16 protein-coding genes are annotated in these 17,921 nt (G+C 60.0%); 10 read left to right on the forward strand and 6 right to left on the reverse strand.

Annotation, left to right across the window (positions count from 1 at the left end; translation table 11 throughout):
• Window positions 1-7: 7 nt before the first annotated feature.
• Complete coding sequence (locus tag QRN20_RS21640; protein WP_285361153.1) at window positions 8-1,084, reverse strand: 3-deoxy-7-phosphoheptulonate synthase; 1,077 nt, start codon at window positions 1,082-1,084, stop codon at window positions 8-10.
• A 233-nt stretch (window positions 1,085-1,317) separates the two neighbouring features.
• On the opposite strand from QRN20_RS21640, the gene QRN20_RS21645 reads away from it, so the two are divergent.
• The 5 genes from QRN20_RS21645 to cysB all read left to right on the forward strand — a co-directional run bounded on the left by QRN20_RS21645 (window position 1,318) and on the right by cysB (window position 5,283).
• Window positions 1,318-1,653, forward strand: coding sequence for a YbbN family protein (locus QRN20_RS21645; protein ID WP_058433057.1), 336 nt, complete (start codon window positions 1,318-1,320; stop codon window positions 1,651-1,653).
• A 25-nt stretch (window positions 1,654-1,678) separates the two neighbouring features.
• Complete coding sequence (locus QRN20_RS21650) at window positions 1,679-2,635, forward strand: putative 2-dehydropantoate 2-reductase (RefSeq protein WP_029244440.1); 957 nt, start codon at window positions 1,679-1,681, stop codon at window positions 2,633-2,635.
• 18 nt (window positions 2,636-2,653) lie between these two features.
• Complete coding sequence (locus tag QRN20_RS21655) at window positions 2,654-3,562, forward strand: 5'-nucleotidase (protein WP_025993305.1); 909 nt, start codon at window positions 2,654-2,656, stop codon at window positions 3,560-3,562.
• Window positions 3,563-3,653: 91 nt separating this feature from the next.
• Window positions 3,654-4,148 (forward strand): universal stress protein, encoded by a 495-nt coding sequence (locus QRN20_RS21660; protein ID WP_004887692.1) that lies wholly within the window; start codon window positions 3,654-3,656, stop codon window positions 4,146-4,148.
• A 160-nt stretch (window positions 4,149-4,308) separates the two neighbouring features.
• Window positions 4,309-5,283: an HTH-type transcriptional regulator CysB gene (gene cysB / locus QRN20_RS21665; RefSeq protein ID WP_004887691.1), complete on the forward strand. Its 975-nt coding sequence runs from the start codon at window positions 4,309-4,311 to the stop codon at window positions 5,281-5,283.
• A 69-nt stretch (window positions 5,284-5,352) separates the two neighbouring features.
• Here the strand turns inward: cysB and QRN20_RS21670 are convergent, their stop codons facing one another.
• Window positions 5,353-6,087, reverse strand: a complete 735-nt coding sequence (locus QRN20_RS21670; protein WP_004887688.1) for a phosphoadenylyl-sulfate reductase — start codon at window positions 6,085-6,087, stop codon at window positions 5,353-5,355.
• 174 nt (window positions 6,088-6,261) lie between these two features.
• Between QRN20_RS21670 and thrH the strand changes: the two genes are divergently transcribed.
• Window positions 6,262-6,879: a bifunctional phosphoserine phosphatase/homoserine phosphotransferase ThrH gene (gene thrH / locus QRN20_RS21675; protein WP_058433058.1), complete on the forward strand. Its 618-nt coding sequence runs from the start codon at window positions 6,262-6,264 to the stop codon at window positions 6,877-6,879.
• A gap of 458 nt (window positions 6,880-7,337) precedes the next feature.
• On the opposite strand, the gene pabB is transcribed toward thrH, so the two are convergent.
• From pabB to rloA, 4 genes are all read right to left on the reverse strand, one after another.
• A complete protein-coding gene (pabB, locus tag QRN20_RS21680) occupies window positions 7,338-8,684 on the reverse strand; it encodes an aminodeoxychorismate synthase component I (RefSeq protein ID WP_088234973.1) in 1,347 nt (448 codons plus the stop codon).
• A 96-nt stretch (window positions 8,685-8,780) separates the two neighbouring features.
• Window positions 8,781-9,758 (reverse strand): alpha-L-glutamate ligase-like protein, encoded by a 978-nt coding sequence (locus QRN20_RS21685; RefSeq protein WP_162868308.1) that lies wholly within the window; start codon window positions 9,756-9,758, stop codon window positions 8,781-8,783.
• Window positions 9,758-11,296 carry an osmotic stress tolerance membrane protein RloB gene (gene rloB, locus QRN20_RS21690; RefSeq protein WP_029244445.1) on the reverse strand — a complete coding sequence of 513 codons (1,539 nt, stop codon included), beginning with the start codon at window positions 11,294-11,296 and terminating at the stop codon, window positions 9,758-9,760. The genes QRN20_RS21685 and rloB overlap by 1 nt, the downstream gene beginning before the upstream one ends.
• A 4-nt stretch (window positions 11,297-11,300) precedes the next feature.
• A complete protein-coding gene (gene rloA / locus QRN20_RS21695) occupies window positions 11,301-11,837 on the reverse strand; it encodes a retropepsin-like aspartic peptidase RloA (RefSeq protein ID WP_029244446.1) in 537 nt (178 codons plus the stop codon).
• 297 nt (window positions 11,838-12,134) lie between these two features.
• On the opposite strand from rloA, the gene QRN20_RS21700 reads away from it, so the two are divergent.
• The 4 genes from QRN20_RS21700 (at window position 12,135) to acnD (ending at window position 17,670) form a co-directional block, all read left to right on the forward strand.
• A complete protein-coding gene (locus tag QRN20_RS21700) occupies window positions 12,135-12,842 on the forward strand; it encodes a GntR family transcriptional regulator (protein ID WP_032664482.1) in 708 nt (235 codons plus the stop codon).
• Window positions 12,839-13,732: a methylisocitrate lyase gene (gene prpB, locus QRN20_RS21705; protein WP_122605089.1), complete on the forward strand. Its 894-nt coding sequence runs from the start codon at window positions 12,839-12,841 to the stop codon at window positions 13,730-13,732. Before QRN20_RS21700 ends, prpB begins: the two co-directional genes overlap by 4 nt.
• 139 nt (window positions 13,733-13,871) lie before the next feature.
• On the forward strand, window positions 13,872-14,999 hold the full coding sequence (gene prpC / locus QRN20_RS21710; protein ID WP_058433003.1) for a bifunctional 2-methylcitrate synthase/citrate synthase: 1,128 nt from the start codon (window positions 13,872-13,874) through the stop codon (window positions 14,997-14,999).
• Window positions 15,000-15,081: 82 nt separating this feature from the next.
• The gene (gene acnD, locus QRN20_RS21715) at window positions 15,082-17,670 is read left to right on the forward strand and encodes a Fe/S-dependent 2-methylisocitrate dehydratase AcnD (RefSeq protein ID WP_122418068.1); all 2,589 of its coding nucleotides are present in this window, start codon (window positions 15,082-15,084) and stop codon (window positions 17,668-17,670) included.
• Window positions 17,671-17,921 lie beyond the last annotated feature (251 nt).

A 17,921-nucleotide genomic window follows, 5' to 3' on the forward strand; every position in this document is an offset into this window, starting at 1 on the left:
TGACCGATTACTTGCGCTTGCGCGCCGGTAATACACCCTTGAGCTTGGCGTGCATGCCGCGCAGGTTTTTCTCGGTGCTTTCCCAATCGATGCAGGCATCGGTGATGGACACGCCGTATTGCAGTTCCGACAGGTCCTTGGGAATGGCCTGACAACCCCAGTTCAGATGGCTCTCTACCATCAGACCGATGATCGACTCGTTGCCTTCCAGGATCTGGTTGGCGACGTTTTCCATGACCAGTGGCTGAAGGGCCGGGTCCTTGTTGGAGTTGGCGTGGCTGCAGTCGACCATGATGTTCGGGCGAATGCCGGCCTTGTTCAGGGCCTGCTCACAGAGCGCCACGCTCACCGAATCGTAGTTCGGCTTGCCGTTGCCGCCGCGCAGCACCACATGACCGTAGGCATTGCCTTTGGTGGTCACGATGGACACGCCGCCTTCCTGATTGATACCCAGGAACCGGTGCGGGCTGGAAACCGACTGCAGGGCGTTAATGGCGACGGTCAGGCCGCCGTCGGTGCCGTTCTTGAAGCCGACTGCCGACGACAGGCCCGAAGCCATTTCGCGGTGCGTCTGGGATTCGGTGGTGCGGGCACCGATGGCCGACCAACTGATCAGGTCCTGCAGATACTGCGGGGAGATCGGGTCCAGCGCTTCGGTTGCGGTCGGCAGGCCCATTTCGGCCAGATCCAGCAGCAACTGACGGCCGATATGCAGGCCGTCCTGGATCTTGAACGAGTCATCCAGGTACGGGTCGTTGATCAGGCCTTTCCAACCCACGGTAGTGCGTGGTTTCTCGAAATAGACGCGCATGACCAGATACAGGGTGTCGGACACCTCTGCTGCCAGCGCCTTGAGGCGCTCGGCGTATTCCTTGGCCGCTTTCAGGTCATGGATCGAGCATGGGCCGATCACGATGAACAGGCGGTGATCGTTGCCGTCGAGAATATTGCGGATCACTTCGCGACCCTTGCTGACCGTGTGCAGGGCAGCGTCGGTCAGGGGGATTTCGCGCTTGAGCTGATCCGGTGTGATCAGAGTCTCGTTGGATGCAACGTTGAGGTCGTCAATCGGTAAATCAGCCATCGTGTTACTCATCAGGTCGCGGGTACTGGCCGCCTGCGATCCCCTGTGCGGCGGTGCCCAGCAGGTTGAGCGCAGTGGGGAGCGGAACCTTAGCGCGTTATCGCGCTGTTCGACAATGGGCAAAGCGGCGTATCGGGCCTGTTTACCGCGACCTGACGGCCTTGAAGCATCTGTCATTTGCAACCACTGGCGCTGCAACGGATAGTGTACGGCCAGAGGTGAGGGCTATTTCGTTGACTGAACTGCAACTGAGCGACTTTGACATTGATCACCAATTGCTTGAGCTGACCGGCACGTCGCTGGTCATTTTTACCAGCGTGGGCTGCTCTGCCTGTCGCTGGGCCAGGCAGCAGTTGCCTGGGATGGGCCTTGCGGTTGATCGCCTGTGCTGGATCGACGCCCAGGACAATGGTGGCGCGGTGCAGCGCTACGAAGTGTTTCACCTTCCAGCACTGTTTCTGGTGCGCGACGGAGCCTTCCATGGCGCAATTCGCGCCCCGCTGAACGTCAAGGGTCTGGCTTCGGCACTGGACCGTGCACTTGCCAGCCCACCCGACGAATTACCCTGATAAGACAGTCAGCCAGAGAGACGTTATGAGCAGTGAAATCAGACGCCCGCGAATCGGTATCGTGGGCACCGGGGCCATCGGCGGTTTTTATGGCCTGATGCTGGCTCGCGCCGGATTCGATGTGCACTTTCTGCTGCGCAGCGAGTTTGATGCCGTCGCGCAAAACGGCCTTCGGATCAACAGTGCGGTGCATGGCGATCTGCAACTCAACCCGGTGCAGGCCTACTGTTCGGCTGTCGATATGCCGCCGTGCGACTGGTTGCTGGTCGGCACCAAGAGCACCGGCAATGCCGAGCTGGGACCGGTCATCGGCGCGATGGCTGCCAATGGCGCTAAAGTTCTGTTGTTGCAAAACGGGCTCGCGGTCGAAGACCAGTTGCGAGCGGTTCTGCCGGACAGCCTGCACATACTGGGCGGCTTGTGTTTCGTCTGCGTCCACCGGACCGCGCCCGGCGTCGTGGCGCATCAGGCGTTCGGGGCAGTGAGCATCGGCTATCACAGCGGCCCGGCGGTTGATGAAGCGGAGCGCCTGTCCATTGTCGAAGCCTGTGCGCAGTTGTTCCGGCAGGCCGGTGTCGAATCGCACGCCATGCCCAGCCTGCAACAGGCCCGCTGGCAGAAGCTGGTGTGGAACGTCCCGTTCAACGGGCTTTCGGCGCTGTTGCGGACCAGCACGTCGCGCCTGATGAACGACCCCGCCAGTCGTGAGCTGGTGCTGGCCTTGATGGACGAGGTGGTGCAGGGCGCAGAGGCCTGTGGTCATGCCTTGCCGGAAGGCATTGCGCGGCATCTGTTCACGGTGACCGAAAGCATGCCCGACTATAAACCCAGCATGCACCATGACCTTATCGAAAAACGCCCGCTGGAGCTGGATGCCATCTATACCCGGCCTCTGGCCGCTGCGCTCGATGCCGGCGTTGACATGCCGCGCGTGCGAACGCTGTATCAGGCCCTGGCCTTTATTGATCGCGACAATCGCTGAAGAGGCGAGGAAGCAGACATGACAACAAACGCCGAAGATCACAAACTGGTACTGGCCATTTCATCCAGAGCGCTGTTTGATTTGAGCGACAGTCATGCGGTTTACATGGCAGAGGGTGTCGAGGCGTACCGCAAGTATCAAATCGAACACGAAGACGAGATTCTCGAGCAGGGCGATGCCTATCTGCTGGTCGAGAAGCTGCTGAGCCTCAACGCCAGCCTGAGCAAGGCGCGCGTCGAAGTGGTTCTGGTGTCGCGCAACAGTGCCGATACCGGGTTGCGCGTGTTCAACTCCATCCAGCATTACGGGCTGGACATCAGTCGGGCGGCGTTCGTCGGCGGGCGCAGTCCTTATCCCTATCTGGCCGCGTTCGGCTGCCATCTGTTTCTGTCGACCCATGCGGAGGACGTGCGCAGTGCGCTGGATGCCGGGTTTGCGGCGGCAACCATCCTGTCGGGTGGTGCGCGACGGGCGGCCAGTCCCGAGTTGCGCATCGCGTTCGATGGCGATGCGGTGCTGTTTTCCGATGAGTCGGAGCGGGTCTATCAGTCCGGCGGGCTGCTGGCCTTTCAGGCCAGCGAACGAGAGTCGGCCCGTGAGCCATTGCGCGGTGGGCCGTTCAAGCCGTTTCTGGCAGCGCTCAATCTGCTGCAACGTGAATTCCCCGAGGCAAGCTGCCCGATCCGCACCGCACTGGTCACTGCCCGTTCGGCGCCTGCCCACGAGCGGGTCATCCGCACCTTGCGTGAATGGGACATTCGGCTCGACGAATCGCTGTTTCTCGGCGGGCTGCAGAAATCGGCGTTTCTTGAGGCGTTCGCTGCGGATGTGTTCTTCGACGATCAGCCGGGGCACTGCGAAAAAGCGCGTGAAGTGGTAGCAACCGGCCACGTTCCCCATGGGATCACCAACGAAATCAAGCTTTGAGCGGACAGACCGCCAATTGTCCGCCGTCGCGGTCTTTGGCGCACTGCTAAGCTCAATCAATCTCCGCCAATGTGGCTGTCCGGGAGGTTGTATGGTTCGTTCGATGCTGTATGCCACAGACCTCGGTCTGTATGCGCCCTATGTGACACAGCATGCGCTGGCACTGGCCCGGACGTTCGATGCCGAACTTTACGTTATCCATGTCGTTGAACCCATGGGGCTGTTCGCCGAATCGGTGCTGCAGAGCTATCTGGGCGAGGATGCGTTGAGGGAGCTTCACAGCAGGGGCGTGAGTGCGTTCATGGATGGAATAGAGCAACGGATGCTCGACGGGTTTCGTGAGGAACTGGGTGAAGGTCACAAAGACCTGTCTTTCATTCGCACAGTGCGGGTCGTTCAGGGAGAACCCTCCAGCGTTATTCTTGAGCAGGCGCGGAAACTGGATGTGGATTTGCTGGTGGTGGGCAGTCACAGCCACCGGGCGAAAGAGGGCGAGTCGATAGGTCGTACGGCCGCCAGGGTTTTACAGCTTTCCGATGTACCGGTTTACATGGTGCCCATGATGCAGAACAGAGGGCGAGGGTAGAGCGACGGTTCGAGAAGGTCTAATTGGCTGTTCAAGTGAAATCGAGCGTGCCATCGCCCCACAAAGGTGATAAAAAGTTCTAGAGTTATTCGCCTGACCATTAATCCAGTTATATACCGTCGCTGATGCCCCTAGGGTTTATCTGCTTTGAGGGATACATATGAAGCTCCAACAACTGCGCTACATTTGGGAAGTGGCGCACCACGACCTCAACGTTTCCGCGACGGCACAGAGCCTTTACACTTCACAGCCCGGCATCAGCAAGCAGATACGCCTGCTTGAGGACGAACTGGGGGTCGAGGTGTTTGCGCGCAGCGGCAAGCACCTGACGCGTGTCACACCGGCAGGCGAGCGCATCATCACCACGGCAGGTGAGATTTTGCGCAAGGTCGAAAGTATCAAACAGATCGCTCAGGAGTTCTCTAACGAGAAGAAGGGCACGCTGTCGATTGCAACCACTCACACTCAGGCGCGTTACGCATTACCGCCTGTCATCAGCAATTTTATTCGGCAATACCCGGACGTAGCACTGCATATGCATCAGGGGTCGCCTACTCAGATCGCCGAAATGGCGGCTGACGGGACTGTTGATTTCGCCATCGCCACCGAAGCGCTCGAGCAGTTCAGTGACCTGGTTATGATGCCGTGCTATCGCTGGAACCGTTGCGTCGTGGTGCCTCAGGGCCATCCCCTGACCAAGGTGCCGAAGTTGACGCTGGAATTGTTGGCCGAATACCCGATTGTGACGTACGTATTCGGTTTCACCGGTCGTTCCAAACTGGACGAAGCCTTCAGCCACCGTGGTCTGGTGCCCAAGGTCGTGTTCACAGCGGCAGATGCCGACGTGATCAAGACCTATGTTCGCTTGAATCTGGGTGTGGGTATCGTCGCCAGAATGGCGGTGGACGAAGAACTGGACAGCGATCTGGTGATTCTGGATGCCAGCGACCTGTTCGAGTCCAGTGTTACCAAGATTGCATTTCGTCGCGGCACGTTCCTGCGTGGCTTCATGTGCGACTTCATCGAGAAATTCGCCCCGCACCTGACTCGCGAAGTCATGGCCAAGGCGATTACCTGCCATAACAAACAGGAGATGGAAGAGCTGTTCGCCAATGTCGAACTGCCCGTGCATTGATCGGGCACAGCTGACACAGCGTCATTGCGGGCAGCACTCGATGCCCGCAATGAGCTGGGCTGCAGTCGGTCAGACCTTGGCGATCAGGTTGCCCGAATGCAGACCACACTCTTTCTGAGTGGCTTCTTCCCACCACCAGCGACCTTCACGTTCGTGCTGGTTCGGCAAGACCGGACGCGTGCAGGGCTCGCAACCAATGCTGATGAAGCCGCGCTCGTGCAGGCTGTTGTAAGGCAGCTCCAGCATGCGGATATAGCCCCAGATTTCCTCACTGCTCATCTGCGCCAGCGGGTTGAACTTGTAGAGCGTCCGCTCGGGCGTCGAGAAGGCCGTATCGATTTCCATGACCGCCACTGCGCTGCGGGTACCAGGGCTCTGATCACGTCGCTGGCCCGTTGCCCAGGCTTTGACGCCTGACAGCTTACGGCGCAGCGGTTCGATCTTGCGGATGCCGCAGCACTCGCCATGGCCGTCACGATAGAAGCTGAACAGCCCCTTTTCCTTGACGAAAGGTTCGAGCTTGCTCTGATCCGGCGAGATGATCTCGATGTCGATCTTGTAGTGCTCGCGGACCTGCTCGATGAACCGATAGGTTTCCGGGTGCAGACGACCGGTGTCGAGGCTGAATACCTTGACGTTCTTGTTCAGTTTCCAGGCCATGTCCACCAGCACCACGTCTTCGGCACCGCTGAAGGAAATCCACAGCTCGTCACCGAAATGTTCGAAGGCCAGTTTCAGAATGTCCTGCGCAGACTTGTTCGCATAAGTCGTCGCCAGCTCGGCGACGTCGAAAGGTTGGCTCATCAGGCGGCTTCCTGGGTAAAGGGTGGCGCTTAAGCGCTCGTGATGGCGGCAATGGTAACAAAATCCATCGTTGCATGGCCGCTTCGCTGGCCCTTGTGATGCGTTGCGCGGGGTCTGACGAGCGGCTAGAGTGCCGCTTCCCTTTGTTTTGAAGTGTCCCTTGAGGAGCGTTCTGTGGAAATTGCCTGTCTCGACCTGGAAGGTGTGCTGGTCCCGGAAATCTGGATCGCCTTTGCCGAAAAAACCGGTATCGAATCGCTGCGCGCCACCACCCGGGACATTCCCGACTACGACGTGCTGATGAAGCAGCGCCTGCGCATTCTTGACGAGCACGGCCTGAAACTGTCGGACATTCAGGAAGTGATCGGCACCCTCAAGCCGCTGGACGGTGCGGTGGAATTCGTCAACTGGCTGCGCGAGCGGTTTCAGGTGATGATTCTGTCGGACACGTTTTACGAGTTCTCCCAGCCGCTGATGCGCCAACTGGGTTTTCCGACCTTGCTATGCCATCGCCTGATTACTGACGAGACCGACCGGGTGGTGAGCTATCAATTGCGCCAGAAAGACCCCAAGCGTCAGTCGGTGCTGGCCTTCAAGAGCCTGTATTACCGCATCATCGCAGCAGGCGATTCCTATAACGACACCACCATGCTGGGCGAAGCTGACGCTGGCATCCTGTTTCACGCCCCTGAAAACGTGATCCGCGAGTTTCCGCAGTTTCCGGCGGTGCATACATTCGAAGACTTGAAGAAGGAATTCATCAAGGCATCGAATCGAGAATTGACGCTCTAGCCCGATTTTGATGGGTTCTTGCGCTCTCGTGTCGTCACATTCGAGAGCGGACGCGGAGCGTCCTGGGCGGCGTTACCACGCTGGGGCGCTCATCGTTATAAATAAGTCCGCAAGCCGCCTCCCACAGTCCGTGGTCGCAGCAAGACTCGGGTATAACGCTGAGCACAAACATAGGCATGATCGGCGTGCCTGAGATCACGCTGATCGTTCCTACGCTCCGCGTGGGAATGCCGCCCAGGACGCTCCGCGTCCGCTCTCGAATGTGGCGCAGATGCTAGCCCAAGCTCCAGCGTTATCCACGTCATGCGCCCGGCTAACTGAATCCGCAATCTTTGCCATTTGTAACGCGGAGCGTCACGGGAGGCATGCCCACGCGGAGTGATGGGCACGATCAGTGTTGAGGCGGACTTGTGTATAGCGATGAGCGCCGGAGCGTGGGAGCGATCATCACGGCCGGATCATGACAGCGCATTCAGCGTCTCAAGCAGTACGCGCACCTTGGTGAAGGTCTCCTGATATTCCGCTTCGCACTCGGAATCCGCTACGATGCCGCCGCCGCCCCAGCAGGACACCTGTCCGTCCTTGACCAGCAGGCTGCGAATGGCGATTGAGCTGTCCATCTGCCCGCGTACGTCCATGTACATCAGTGAACCGCAATAGATGCTGCGCCGCGTGGGCTCCAGTTCGTCGATGATCTGCATGGCCCGGATCTTCGGCGCGCCGGTGATCGAGCCGCCGGGGAAGCTGCCTGCGATCAGGTCCAGTGCATCATGGTCTGCCGCCAGTTCGCCGGTCACGCTGCTCACCAGATGATGCACGTTGGGGTAGGTTTCGAGGCTGAACAGTTGCGGGACTTTCACTGAGCCGATTCGGCAACTGCGCCCCAGGTCATTGCGCAGCAGGTCGACGATCATCAGGTTCTCGGCGCGATCTTTTTCGCTGCTCAGCAGTTGCCCGGCGAGTTCGGCGTCCTGTGCCGGGTCTTTGCCACGCGGGCGGGTGCCTTTGATCGGCCGGGTTTCGACCTGCCGGTCGCTGACCTTAACAAAACGCTCGGGTGACAGGCTCAGGATCGCGTCGTCATCCGGCAAGGCCATGAAACCTGCAAACGGCGTCGGACAGGCCGAGCGTAGAGCCCGGTAGGCTTGCCACGGATCGCCCGAGCAAGGTGCCTGAAATCGCTGGGTGAGGTTGACCTGATAGCAGTCGCCTGCCTGGATATAGTCCTGAATCCGCTCGAACGCTTGCTGGTAATCGCTGGCGCTGATGCTGGCGGCAAAAGGCCGTTGCAGTGAGAACGGTGTCACGTCGGGTGCCGGTTTGCCTTCGAACAGCTCAATCAGGTGTTCGCACTCGGCCTCGGCCATGACCGGATGAAAGATCAGTTGACTGGTCTGCGCCTGATGATCGCTGATCAAGGCCCAGCCATAGAGTCCCAAGCGTGCATCGGGCAGTTGCAGGTCGTCGATGGCCTGACCTGGCAGAGGTTCAAGTCGCCGCCCGAAATCATAGCTCAGGTAGCCGATCAGCCCGCCTGCGAAGGGCAGCGCGCAGCCTTCCGGCAGGCTGGCACTGCCCAGTGCCGCGAGGCTTGCGCGCAGCCGTTCGATGTAGGCGCTGCCGGTTTCCTGCGTCCCGACTGTCAGCTCCTGCAAGGGCCAGGCGCTGAGCAGGTCAAAGCGACCCCGATCGGCTACGGGTCTTCCGCTGTCGAGCAGGATCGCGCCCGGTGCCTGGCGAATGCGTGAGAAGTACTCGGCCGGGTCTGGGCTGTAGGGCAGGGGATGAATCAGGCAGGTGGGCATGTCGAAACGTCAGTATTGAGGCGCGGCCGGGGATTGTAGTCCTGTGGACTGTCGCCTCCTAGGGGTATGTCGGGATTGGGCAGAGACTGATCGTTCTCAGGCGCCGGGTACATGGCCGAACAGCGCCTGTACGAACTCGACCCGTTCCTGAGGCGTTTCCTGCCGGCCTTCCAGCGCCAGGTGCTCAATGCGCGCCTCGACCGCCTGAGTGCGGTGTGTCAGGCCGCTGTCATTGGCGATCTGAATGTTCAGACCGGGGCGGGCATTAAGCTCAAGGATCAGCGGTCCCTTGTCCTGATCGAGCACCATGTCGACGCCTATATAGCCCAGCCCGCACAGCTCATAGCATTCGGCCGAGAGTTTCATGAAGCCGTCCCAGTTGGGCAACTGCACGCCATCCACCGAGTTGGTGGTGTCCGGGTGTTTACTGATGATGCTGTTCAGCCAGGTGCCTTGCAGGGTGATGCCCGTTGCCAGGTCAACACCCACGCCGATGGCGCCCTGATGCAGGTTGGCCTTGCCGCCCGACTGACGGGTAGGCAGGCGCAACATGGCCATGACCGGGTATCCCATCAGCACGATGATGCGTATGTCCGGCACGCCTTCGTAGCTGATGCTCTTGAAGATCGGGTCCGGCGTGACGCGGTATTCGATCAATGCGCGGTCGCGGTGTCCACCCAGCGAATACAGGCCGGTCAGGATGCTGGACACCTGATGCTCGATTTCCGACTTGCTGATGATGCGCCCGGACACTGTGCGATAACGGTCTTCGAAGCGGTCGGCGATCACCAGGATGCCGTCGCCGCCTGCGCCCTGTGCCGGTTTGATCACGAAATCGCTGCGTCCGCCGATGATCTCGTCGAGCTGGTCGATTTCCTTTTCGGTCGAAATCACGCCATACATTTCCGGCACATGAATGCCAGCCGCGATGGCGCGTTCCTTGGTGATGATCTTGTCATCGACAATCGGGTACAGGCTGCGCTTGTTGTACTTGAGCACGTAATCGGCGTTTCGCCGATTGATGCCCATGATCCCGCGCGCTTCCAGCGCCTTCCAGGTTTTCCACCAGCCGATCACTTGGCCTGTTCCTCTTTCAGGAAGGCCTTGAAGCGCATCAGTTCTGTCAGGCGGTAGCCACGGTATCTGCCCATCGCCAGCATGAAACCGACCAGCACCAGCAACACTGCGGGGAAGGTGAACACAAAATAGGTCAGCTCCGGCACGCTCATGATCAGGTGCGCCAGGGACGCCGCGAACAGCGTACCGATGGCCACTTTCATGGCGTGGCTGGCGCCGCGTTCTTCCCAGGTGATCGACAGGCGTTCAATGGTCATGGTCAGGATCACCATCGGGAACAGCGCCACCGACAGGCCGCGTTCCAGCCCCAGTTTATGGCTGAACAGACTGATGGCGGCGATCAGTACCACCACGAAGGTCAGTACCACCGACAGGCGCGGCAGCATCTGCAGCTTCAGGTGCTCAAGGTAGGAGCGCAGCGACAGCCCGAGCGCGGTGATCACCGTAAACAGCGCAATACCGAAGCCTAACTGGGTTTCGCGGAAGGCCAGGGCGATCAGTACGGGGGTGAACGTGCCCAGCGTCTGCAGGCCGATCAGGTTGCGCAGAATCAGGATAACCAGCACGCCAATCGGGATCATGACCATGATCATGAACGTCTGCTGGGTCTGCAGTGGCAGGCCATACAACGAATAGGCGAGGAAATCCGAATCAGTGCTGGCGTCGGTCAGTTTGGCCAGACGCATGGCATTCATTTCGCTGTTGTTCAGGCTGAAGGTGACCTGCACCTTCTTGCCGCCTTCGACCGTGACCAGATTCTCGTCACCGGTCCACCACAGCAGGCGATCGTCCGGCAAACCGGCTTCACCGGTGTCCGGGTTGAAATACAGCCATTCCTTGCCATTGAAGCTGCGCAGCCACAGTTCGGGCGTTTGCGGCTGACCGGCGTCCAGGCGAATGGTGTGAGCCTTTTCCATCGGCACGTGGGCGATGGACAGCAGCAACTCAGTGACCTGGGCTTTCTTGCCGGCAGACGTATCGCCCGCCAGCAGAAGCTTGACGTTGTCGTCGTTCAGGTTGTTGACGCGCTTGATGGCCTCGGTGATGAAGGTCTCGACATCCGCCGAGTGTTGGCGAATGGGCGCCAGCAAAGCTTCGGCAGCGACTTTCTCAGGGCCTTCGACGGGCAGGCTGTCTCTGAAGATCGGGCCTTTGACCTTGGGCTTGTCGCCGCTGTAGCGCTTGGTCAGCACCAGTCGGTAGTAAAGCGTCTGGTTGCCGGTGGCACGGCGGGTCGACCAGGTGACGCGGCGATTGCCGTCGCCACGGTTGACGCTGACGCCGTAGTTGTTGGAGATAAAGCTTTCATTGAGGCTGATGTAGTCGTGCGCCAGCGGCGGCACGAACATCTGGATCTTGACCGAGTCCTTGGGGTTGGCGACAAATTCGACCTTGGCATCGATGTTCCACAGGTCGTCGGTTTCGTCTTCGGTCACCGGAATGCCGAGCGCCAGTATCTGATAGGCCGTGATTGCGATGCCAAGCGTGACGAGCACCGTGATCAGGATTTTCAGATGGAGCGTAAGAGCGCGCATGTATTTACTCTGCGTTTTGAGCGACGGAAGCGCAGCCAGGCTTCCCTGCCGCATATTTAAGACTTGGATCGACCAGCGCATCGAAGTGTTTCAAGGCTTCGGAGCCGATCAAAAGCGGGTATTGGAAAGCACTTCGGTCGGTCAAGTTCACTTCTATGGTGCGTAAAACTTCACCCATGCAGACCGACAGGCTGATGACTGGGCGAGCGGTGTACTTTTTTTCGTCATCCGGGTCACGGTCATCGGCGCGGCGCTTGATCTTGCTGACCCGCGCCAGCGGTCGTTCTATGGGGTGCGCATGGCTGTCGTCGATGGCCAGATAGAAACGTACCCAGCTTTCGCCATTGCGTTTGAAGTGCTTGATGTCGCGCGCGCTCAATGAAGCCGTCTTGGCGCCAGTATCCAGCTTTGCGGCGACCTCAAGGTCGATATCAGCGAGTCGCGCGTACTCGTTCAGGCCGTAGACAGTCTTGTTGGCTGCGACGCTGAAGGCAGGCAGAAGCAAAAGGCAAAACAGAGTGGCGAGGGTATCAAGTCTCATAAATCCTGGCGCAATGAGCGCAAAACTTCAGGGTCAGGGCTCAAACGGGATGGGCCTGATGACGAAAAAAAACAGGGATGCAGGCTGGAGTCCGGGGCCGGGCAGCGCTGAATAAATGTGGCGCGCAGTCTAGCATGAAGCCTTGCCGCTGCCAGTTTTGTGACAGCGTCCGGCATCCTCCGCAGTCTGTGAAAAAACTCCCGTGCATTAGACGATTGTCGACAATCTTTGGTTTTTCTTTGACGGATTGCATGCGTATAGCTAGATTTAGCTCTATTGAAATTCAAGGTGTCGACAATGTTGGGTGCGCTTGAAGAAGTTACAGTGTTGGCGGACGATTCGGAAACCCTTTCCGAGAACGTTTTTCGGCGTATTCAGGCGGCCATCGTCAAAGGCGAGATCGCGCCCGGCAGCAAGATTTCCGAGCCGGAACTGGCCCGTACCTATGGCATCAGCCGTGGCCCGCTGCGCGAAGCGATCCATCGTCTCGAAGGCCAGCGTCTGGTGGTCCGCGTGCCGCATGTCGGCGCCCGCGTGGTCTCCCTGAGCCATGCCGAAATGATCGAGCTGTACGAAATCCGTGAATCCCTTGAAGGCATGGCCTGTCGGCTGGCGGCCGAACGCATGACGAGCGAGGAGATCGACGAGTTGCGTCGGGTACTGGACACCCACGAGCGCGACGCTGCGTTTCAGGCCGGTGTCGGCTATTACCAGCAGGAAGGCGATTTCGACTTTCATTACCGGATCATTCAGGGCAGCGGCAATCGCACCCTCAGCCAGATGCTCTGCGGCGAGCTATACCAGCTTGTTCGCATGTACCGCATCCAGTTTTCGACCACGCCGAACCGACCCCGCCAGGCCTTTGCCGAGCATCACCGCATTCTCGACGCGATTGCCGAACGCGATGGCGAGCTGGCTGAATTATTGATGCGCCGCCATATCGGTGCGTCCAGACGCAACATCGAGCGCCATTATCAGGCGGCTACCGACCGAGGTGAATCATGAGTCGCGACACCACAACTCCCGGGCAGCGTTTTCGTGACGCGGTTATCAGCGAACAGCCGTTGCAGGTGGTTGGCGCAATCAATGCCAATCATGCTCTGCTGGCCAAACGTGCCGGGTTCAAGGCGATTTATCTGTCCGGTGGCGGAGTGGCTGCAGGCTCGCTGGGTATTCCGGACCTGGGCATTACCGGGCTTGAAGATGTGCTGATCGATGTGCGACGCATCACCGATGTCTGTGACCTGCCGCTGCTGGTCGATGTCGACACCGGTTTTGGTTCGTCGGCATTCAACGTGGCGCGTACCGTGCGTTCGATGATCAAGGCCGGTGCGGCTGCCATTCACATCGAAGATCAGGTCGGCGCCAAGCGTTGCGGGCATCGTCCGAACAAGGAAATCGTGTCGCAGCAGGAGATGGTCGACCGCATCAAGGCCGCCGTCGATGCGCGGACCGACGACAGTTTCTTGATCATGGCGCGCACCGATGCGCTGGCGGTCGAAGGTCTTGATTCGGCCCTGGAACGGGCGGCGGCCTGCATCGAAGCCGGTGCGGACATGATCTTCCCGGAAGCGATCACCGAGCTTGCCATGTACAAGCAGTTCGCCAACCGCGCCGGTGTGCCGATCCTGGCCAACATCACCGAGTTCGGTGCCACGCCGTTGTTTACCGTGGACGAGCTGCGCGACGCTGATGTATCGCTGGTGCTCTATCCTCTTTCGGCATTCCGCGCCATGAACAAGGCGGCGGAAAATGTCTACGGCGCGATCCGCCGCGATGGCACCCAACAGAATGTGATCGACACCATGCAGACCCGAATGGAGCTGTACGACGCCATCGATTACCACACCTTCGAGCAGAAGCTCGACGCGCTGTTTGCGCAGAAGAAAGGCTGAAAAAAAGCCCGCTGATCGTTCCCACTCCTGCGTGGTAACGCCGCCCAGGACGCTCAGCGTCCGCTCTCGAGTGTTTCGTGGCGCACGAGCGGGATATTCACATGATCATTCCCGACAATTTCAAGAGCTGGAGAATGCAATGGCTGAAGCAAAAGTATTGAGCGGCGCAGGTCTGCGGGGCCAGGTCGCCGGACAGACTGCCCTGTCCACCGTCGGCATGGCAGGCGCTGGCCTGACCTATCGTGGTTATGACGTTCGCGAGCTGGCCGCCGAAGCGCGCTTCGAAGAAGTCGCCTATCTGCTGCTCTACGGTGAGTTGCCGACCCGGATGCAACTGACCGCCTACATGCAACGCCTCAAGGAAATGCGCGAACTGCCTCAGGCCCTGAAAGAAGTACTTGAGCGCATACCTGCCGACACCCACCCGATGGACGTGATGCGCACCGGGGCCTCGATGCTCGGCACCCTGGAGCCGGAGCGCAGCTTCGAGCAGCAGCGCGATTCCACCGACCGTCTGCTGGCAGCCTTTCCGGCGATCATGTGCTACTGGTACCGCTTCAGCCATGAAGGCAAGCGCATCGACTGCATCACGAACGAAGACTCCATCGGCGGGCATTTTCTGCACCTGCTGCTGGACAAGACGCCCAGCGAACTGCACCGCAAGGTCATGGACGTGTCACTGATCCTGTACGCCGAGCACGAATTCAATGCTTCGACGTTTACCGCACGCGTCTGCGCATCGACCCTGTCCGACCTGTATTCCTGCATCACGGCGGCTATCGGCACCTTGCGCGGTCCGTTGCATGGCGGTGCCAACGAGGCGGCCATGGAGATGATCCAGCGTTTCGGCTCGGCTGAAGAGGCGACCCAGGGCACGCTGGGCATGCTGGAGCGCAAGGAGAAGATCATGGGCTTCGGCCATGCGATCTACAAGGAATCCGACCCGCGCAACGAGGTGATCAAGGGCTGGTCGAAAAAGCTCGCCGATGAGGTGGGTGACACTGTGCTATTCCCTGTGTCCGAGGCCATCGACAAGGTCATGTGGGAACAGAAGAAACTGTTTCCCAACGCGGACTTCTACCACGCGTCGGCCTACCACTTCATGGGCATTCCGACCAAGCTTTTCACGCCTATCTTCGTCTGCTCGCGCCTGACGGGCTGGGCGGCGCATGTGTTCGAACAGCGCAGCAACAACCGCATCATTCGTCCGAGCGCCGAGTACACCGGCGTCGAGCAGCGCAGCTTCGTGCCCATCGAGCAACGCTGAGCCAGGTGGGCAGGGGAGCCGCCGATGAGCTTCCCGCCTGCTTTTCGAAACCTGATTTAGCCGCTATGAACCGAGCCCAGCAATGAACAGTGAATTTCGCAAACCGCTTCCCGGCACCCGGCTGGACTACTTCGATGCACATGCAGCCATCGAAGCCCTCAAGCCCGGTGCATACGCCACCTTGCCTTACACCTCACGCGTGCTGGCCGAAAACCTGGTGCGTCGCTGTGATCCAGCGACCCTTAATGCCGCGCTGACCCAGTTGATCGAGCGCCGCCGCGACCTGGATTTTCCGTGGTTTCCGGCGCGTGTGGTGTGCCACGACATCCTGGGTCAGACCGCGCTGGTCGACCTCGCAGGCCTGCGCGATGCCATCGCGTCCCAGGGCGGCGACCCTGCGCTGGTCAATCCGGTGGTGCCGGTCCAACTGATCGTCGATCACTCGCTGGCCGTTGAGTGCGGCGGCAATGATCCGCAGGCATTCGAGAAGAACCGCGCCATCGAGGATCGCCGCAACGAAGACCGCTTCCACTTCATCGACTGGACCAAGCAGGCGTTCAAGAACGTCGAAGTGATCCCGCCCGGCAACGGCATCATGCACCAGATCAATCTGGAGAAAATGTCGCCGGTGGTTCAGGTGCTCGACGGCGTGGCGTTTCCCGACACGCTGGTCGGCACCGACAGTCACACGCCGCATGTCGATGCGCTCGGCGTGATCGCTATCGGCGTGGGCGGCCTTGAAGCGGAAAACGTGATGCTGGGGCGCGCGTCCTGGATGCGTCTGCCGGACATCATCGGGGTCGAACTGACCGGTCGCCGTCAGCCCGGGATTACCGCTACGGACGTGGTATTGGCCCTGACCGAATACCTGCGCCAGCAGAAAGTGGTGGGCGCGTACCTGGAGTTCTACGGCGAAGGCGCGGCCAGCCTGACCCTGGGCGACCGGGCGACGATTTCCAACATGGCGCCTGAGTACGGTGCCACGGCCGCGATGTTTTCCATTGACTCGCAGACCATCGATTACCTGCGTCTGACCGGCCGCGAGGATGAACAGGTCAAGCTGGTGGAGCTGTACGCCAGGCACACCGGATTGTGGTCCGACAGCCTTGAACAGGTTGAATACGAGCGCGTGCTGAGCTTCGATCTGTCCAGCGTGGTACGCAACATGGCCGGGCCGTCGAATCCGCATGCGCGTGTGGCGACGTCCGATCTGGCCGCCAGAGGCATTGCCGGGCAATGGGACGAAGTGCCGGGGCAAATGCCCGATGGCGCGGTGATCATTGCCGCGATCACCAGCTGTACCAACACCAGCAACCCGCGCAACGTGATCGCCGCAGGTCTGCTGGCACGTAACGCCAACCGCCTGGGTCTGACTCGCAAGCCCTGGGTGAAGTCCTCGCTGGCGCCCGGTTCGAAAACCGTGGCGTTGTATCTGGATGCTGCCGGGCTCACCACTGAGCTTGAGCAACTGGGTTTCGGCGTGGTGGCCTTTGCCTGCACTACCTGCAACGGCATGTCCGGGGCGCTGGATCCGGTCATCCAGCAGGAAATCATCGACCGCGATCTGTACGCGACCGCAGTACTGTCCGGTAACCGCAACTTCGACGGACGTATCCATCCTTACGCCAAACAGGCATTTCTCGCCTCGCCGCCGCTGGTTGTGGCCTACGCGATTGCAGGTACGATCCGCTTCGATATCGAGAAGGATGTGCTGGGCGTTGTCGAGGGCAAAGAGATCCGCCTGATGGACCTCTGGCCGAGCGACGAAGAAATCGACGCCGTGGTGCAGGCTTCGGTCAAACCTGAGCAGTTTCGTCAGGTCTACATCCCGATGTTTGCCATCGAAGAACATACCGGTCCCAAGGTCGAGCCGCTGTACGACTGGCGCCCGATGAGTACTTACATCCGCCGTCCGCCTTACTGGGAAGGCGCGCTGGCCGGAGAGCGAACGCTCAAGGGCATGCGCCCGCTGGCGGTGCTGCCGGACAACATCACCACCGATCACCTGTCGCCGTCCAACGCGATCATGCTCAACAGTGCCGCCGGTGAATATCTGGCGAAAATGGGCGTGCCGGAAGAAGACTTCAACTCCTACGCCACCCACCGCGGCGATCACCTGACCGCCCAGCGCGCCACGTTCGCCAACCCGCAACTGGTCAACGAGATGGCGGTCGTCGAGGGCAAGGTCAAGAAGGGCTCGCTGACCCGGATCGAGCCGGAAGGCCAGGTCACGCGCATGTGGGAAGCCATCGAAACCTACATGGCGCGCAAACAGCCGCTGATCATTATCGCCGGTGCCGACTACGGCCAGGGCTCGTCCCGTGACTGGGCGGCCAAAGGCGTGCGGCTGGCGGGCGTCGAGGCGATTGCTGCCGAAGGTTTCGAACGTATCCATCGCACCAATCTGGTCGGTATGGGCGTGTTGCCGCTGGAGTTCAAACCGGGCACCAACCGACTGACGCTGGGCATCGACGGCAGCGAAACCTACGACGTCATTGGCCAGCGTACGCCGCGAGCAACCCTGACGCTGGTGATCACTCGCAAGAACGGCGAGCGCCTGGAAGTGCCGGTGACCTGTCGTCTGGATACCGGCGAAGAACTTTCCATTTATGAAGCGGGCGGCGTGCTGCAACGCTTTGCCCAGGACTTCCTCGAAGCGACTGTGTCTTGAAATCAGAGCAGCGCTGATCGTGCCCATCGCTCTACGCTCGTCGTTAGTGCGATGGCATGAACACCCCCGAATCAGTGTCAGGACGAAGGAGCCGCGGCGAAGCCGGGGCCGGAACCGGAGCAAAGGACTTTGGCTACTTTGGTCCCTCAAAGTAGCGCGCCGTAAGGGCGCAAAGGTGGCCTGAGCCGGGCGCTTGGCTCACTGAGTCCGCAATCTGTGCCATGTGTGACGCGGGGCGTCACGGGAGGCAT

The sequence above is a fragment of the Pseudomonas sp. fls2-241-TYG-175 genome (assembly GCF_030209155.1).
GTDB classification, from domain to species: domain Bacteria; phylum Pseudomonadota; class Gammaproteobacteria; order Pseudomonadales; family Pseudomonadaceae; genus Aquipseudomonas; species Aquipseudomonas viridiflava.

What these genes read in the sequence shown, in the direction of transcription:
- QRN20_RS21640 (WP_285361153.1), bottom strand. Translation starts at nt 1,084, where the DNA reads ATGGCTGATTTACCGATTGACGACCTCAACGTTGCATCCAACGAGACT.
- QRN20_RS21650 (WP_029244440.1), top strand. Translation starts at nt 1,679, where the DNA reads ATGAGCAGTGAAATCAGACGCCCGCGAATCGGTATCGTGGGCACCGGG.
- QRN20_RS21655 (WP_025993305.1), top strand. Translation starts at nt 2,654, where the DNA reads ATGACAACAAACGCCGAAGATCACAAACTGGTACTGGCCATTTCATCC.
- QRN20_RS21660 (WP_004887692.1), top strand. Translation starts at nt 3,654, where the DNA reads ATGGTTCGTTCGATGCTGTATGCCACAGACCTCGGTCTGTATGCGCCC.
- cysB (WP_004887691.1), top strand. Translation starts at nt 4,309, where the DNA reads ATGAAGCTCCAACAACTGCGCTACATTTGGGAAGTGGCGCACCACGAC.
- QRN20_RS21670 (WP_004887688.1), bottom strand. Translation starts at nt 6,087, where the DNA reads ATGAGCCAACCTTTCGACGTCGCCGAGCTGGCGACGACTTATGCGAAC.
- pabB (WP_088234973.1), bottom strand. Translation starts at nt 8,684, where the DNA reads ATGCCCACCTGCCTGATTCATCCCCTGCCCTACAGCCCAGACCCGGCC.
- rloB (WP_029244445.1), bottom strand. Translation starts at nt 11,296, where the DNA reads ATGCGCGCTCTTACGCTCCATCTGAAAATCCTGATCACGGTGCTCGTC.
- rloA (WP_029244446.1), bottom strand. Translation starts at nt 11,837, where the DNA reads ATGAGACTTGATACCCTCGCCACTCTGTTTTGCCTTTTGCTTCTGCCT.
- QRN20_RS21700 (WP_032664482.1), top strand. Translation starts at nt 12,135, where the DNA reads ATGTTGGGTGCGCTTGAAGAAGTTACAGTGTTGGCGGACGATTCGGAA.
- prpB (WP_122605089.1), top strand. Translation starts at nt 12,839, where the DNA reads ATGAGTCGCGACACCACAACTCCCGGGCAGCGTTTTCGTGACGCGGTT.
- prpC (WP_058433003.1), top strand. Translation starts at nt 13,872, where the DNA reads ATGGCTGAAGCAAAAGTATTGAGCGGCGCAGGTCTGCGGGGCCAGGTC.
- acnD (WP_122418068.1), top strand. Translation starts at nt 15,082, where the DNA reads ATGAACAGTGAATTTCGCAAACCGCTTCCCGGCACCCGGCTGGACTAC.